This is a genomic window from Candidatus Accumulibacter cognatus (assembly GCF_000584975.1).
Taxonomy (GTDB): domain Bacteria; phylum Pseudomonadota; class Gammaproteobacteria; order Burkholderiales; family Rhodocyclaceae; genus Accumulibacter; species Accumulibacter cognatus.
Genome location: NZ_JDST02000140.1, coordinates 1 through 2,770 on the forward strand (window position 1 = coordinate 1; position 2,770 = coordinate 2,770).

A 2,770-nucleotide genomic window follows, 5' to 3' on the forward strand; every position below is an offset into this window, starting at 1 on the left:
GCCCCAGCGCTTCGCTGTCGAAGCCGATGCAGGAAGGGGCGGCTTCGGTGCGTGGTGAATCCATACGATAACGATAGAGATAATCGTATATGCTAACGCATGAACTTCACTTGGAACAATGCCAAGCGGCAGGCCAACCTGAAGAAGCATGGGCTTGATTTCGCTGACGCTTCGCGGGTGTTCGCAGGGCATACCCTGACGCGACCGGATACGCGCCTCTCCTACAGCGAGGCGCGTTTTTCAACGGGTGGTTTGCCGGGAGTCGATGTGGTGGTGATTGCGCACACCGAGACATAAGACACGATCCAGGTCATTTGGATGCGAAAGGCCGAGCGCCATGAACGGGAATACTACTTTGCAAGCCTCTGACGATCTCGATGAAGCGCCGGTCTGGTCGCCCGAAGATTTCGCGCAGGCGGTGCACCGCGTGGGCCTGCATCCCCCAGCGATGAAGAAGCAGAAGATCAACATCACGCTCGATCCGGATGTCGTGGCGTGGTTCAAGCAGCAGGCCGGTGGGCGTGGATACCAGACGCTGATCAACGCCACCTTGCGCGAAGCAATGCAGCAGAAGACGATCGAAGAGACGTTGCGGCGAGTGATCCGGGAGGAATTGCACCTGGCCTGAACGCTGGGGCTCGTTGGCTGGACTTATGAAAACACACCTGTGATTCTTGCAAAAGGCCCTGACCCAAGCGCCACCCCCGACGACCAGCAGGACCAGCGAGCCGGCGGCCGTCCATGGTTCCGTCCACTTCCATCGCGGGATAAAAAGTGGTCACCAACGAGCACTCCGACCATCTGAGAGACGAGGAAGGCGTTTGCTGTGGGGGTCTTGCTCAATGTGAATGTTCTGATCCATCGGTTCAGTGGATGCTTGTACGCCATCCGCATCCCTTTCTAACGTCGGGTGAAGCGTGGACCAGGCAGATTGCCAGCATTAACTCCCGAGGCGAGCGTTCAACCGCAGAGCATGCGCTCGATTTCGGCGGCACGCACGGCGTCGCCAATGATTTCGAGCTCTTGCGGGGAGACCCGGAGACGAACGCGAACACGCCGGACGGCAGGGTCGCCTTCGTAATCATTGAGTTGGGCGAGTGGCGCAGGGTAGGTCCACTGTTGGCCGGCGTCCTCGTCTTCCTTTGGCTGCGCCTGTAGCTGGCGCGTATTCGCGAGGGGCTGATGGAATGGACCGGCCTGATGCTGAGCATCGGCGTGATCGACGAGACGATCCGGGAAGCGGGGCGCGCCAGTTTCCCGCTGGAGGACAGGCTGGTGGCTGACCTCGTGCCGGCGCCGCAACTAACTGTGGATGAAACCTCGTGGAAGGAATCCGGCCTGCTGCTGTGGCTATGGGCTTTGGTCACGACTCACCTGGTGCTGTTCCTCATCGGTCCGCGCACCGGGGAGATGCTGGAGAACGCCTTGCAAGACGTCTATCACGGCATTTTTCTCAGCGATGGCTACCGCGCCTGGAATAACCACCTGTGCTGTTGGCTGCATCTGAGGCGCAAGTTGCGAGGCCTGGCTGAATCGACCGATAGATAGGTGGCCGGGGTCGGAAAGGAAATGGAAGGCTCCATGCAAACGCTGAAGGGCCGCCCTCTACGCGACGAGGCTTGAGCCTCCGCCGCCGGAAGGGCTGCTGGTGCGCGAAGTCGCCACATCGCGTGGCTAAAGCACTTGTCCGAGGCGCATCGGATAGATGCCCACCCTGCGCTACGCAGCATCGTGCGTGAATGTTAATTACTCTACGACTGGGACGTAATCCTGCGCCAGGTCGCCGAATCCCCTCCGCCACTTTCCAACAACGCCGCCGAACAGGCGCTGTGCCACCGGGTCATTGCGCGCTACCTCATCCACGGCACCTGCTCCGAAGCGGGCTCTCGAGCCTGCGCTTTCCTGGGCAGCGTCATCGAAACCTGCCGCCCTCGTGAGGCCTCCTCCTGGCTCTACGTCGGCACCGTCATCGCCGCTACTCGCACGAGTTTGCCGCTCCCTGCGCGCCCTGCTATCCCGGCAGCAGCATAGGGGGAGTGAACGGTTACGCTCGAACCGTCAAGCCTGCAGCAATGGATCGGTCGTGTTTCCCGCGGGTGCTCCGAGCAGTTCGCCGAGAACGTAGGGCAGGATGCCGCCCGAGCGGTAGTAACTGACCTCGATCGCCGTGTCGATGCGGCACAGCAGCGGGTGTTCGCTACGCTCGCCGTTGGCGCGCTCGATCACCAGGGTGAGCGCCTGCATCGGCAACAGGCTCGGGCCGATGCCGAGGATGTCGAAGGTCTCGTCGCCGCGCAGGCCCAGAGAAGTCACCGAATCGTCGGCCACGAACTGCAGTGGCAGGACGCCCATGCCGACCAGATTGGCACGGTGAATTCGCTCGTAGCTGCGCGCGATCACCGCGCGCACGCCGAGCAGGCGGGTCCCCTTGGCGGCCCAGTCGCGTGACGACCCGGTTCCATACTCCTCGCCGGCGAAGATCAGCGTCGGCGTGCCACGCTCGAGATGGTGCATCGCGGCGGCGAAGACCGTCGTCTGCTGGCCGTCGAGCAGCGTGTAGCCGCCCTGTGGCTGGCGTCCTTCGGCGTCGGCCGGCAGTATCAGGTTACGGAGGCGCACATTGGCGAAGGTGCCGCGCATCATCACCTCATGGTGGCCGCGGCGGGCGCCGTAGGAGTTGAAGTCGACGCGTTTGACTCCCTGCTGCGTGAGCCACTGCCCGGCCGGCGTATTCTCGCTGAACGAACCGGCCGGCGAGATATGGTCGGTG

The 2,770-nt window shown here is 62.5% G+C and carries 3 protein-coding genes and 2 pseudogenes; 3 read left to right on the forward strand and 2 right to left on the reverse strand.

Annotated elements, in window-relative coordinates; translation table 11 throughout:
• The first annotated feature begins 99 nt into the window (after positions 1–99).
• The gene (locus AW06_RS19335) at positions 100–297 is read left to right on the forward strand and encodes a BrnT family toxin (RefSeq protein ID WP_246149061.1); all 198 of its coding nucleotides are present in this window, start codon (positions 100–102) and stop codon (positions 295–297) included.
• 40 nt (positions 298–337) lie between these two features.
• Complete coding sequence (locus AW06_RS19340; protein ID WP_046536732.1) at positions 338–628, forward strand: BrnA antitoxin family protein; 291 nt, start codon at positions 338–340, stop codon at positions 626–628.
• Positions 629–960: 332 nt separating this feature from the next.
• Here the strand turns inward: AW06_RS19340 and AW06_RS21375 are convergent.
• Positions 961–1,038 (reverse strand): annotated as a pseudogene (locus AW06_RS21375) (hypothetical protein); the annotation flags it as partial.
• Positions 1,039–1,167: 129 nt separating this feature from the next.
• Here AW06_RS21375 and AW06_RS19350 point away from each other — a divergent pair.
• A complete protein-coding gene (locus AW06_RS19350) occupies positions 1,168–1,548 on the forward strand; it encodes a transposase (protein ID WP_273704921.1) in 381 nt (126 codons plus the stop codon).
• A 510-nt stretch (positions 1,549–2,058) separates the two neighbouring features.
• Here the strand turns inward: AW06_RS19350 and acnA are convergent.
• Positions 2,059–2,770, reverse strand: a pseudogene (gene acnA, locus AW06_RS19355) (aconitate hydratase); the annotation flags it as partial.

Coding starts and splice junctions, on each gene's coding strand:
- AW06_RS19335 (WP_246149061.1), top strand. CDS start 100: ATGAACTTCACTTGGAACAATGCCAAGCGGCAGGCCAACCTGAAGAAG.
- AW06_RS19340 (WP_046536732.1), top strand. CDS start 338: ATGAACGGGAATACTACTTTGCAAGCCTCTGACGATCTCGATGAAGCG.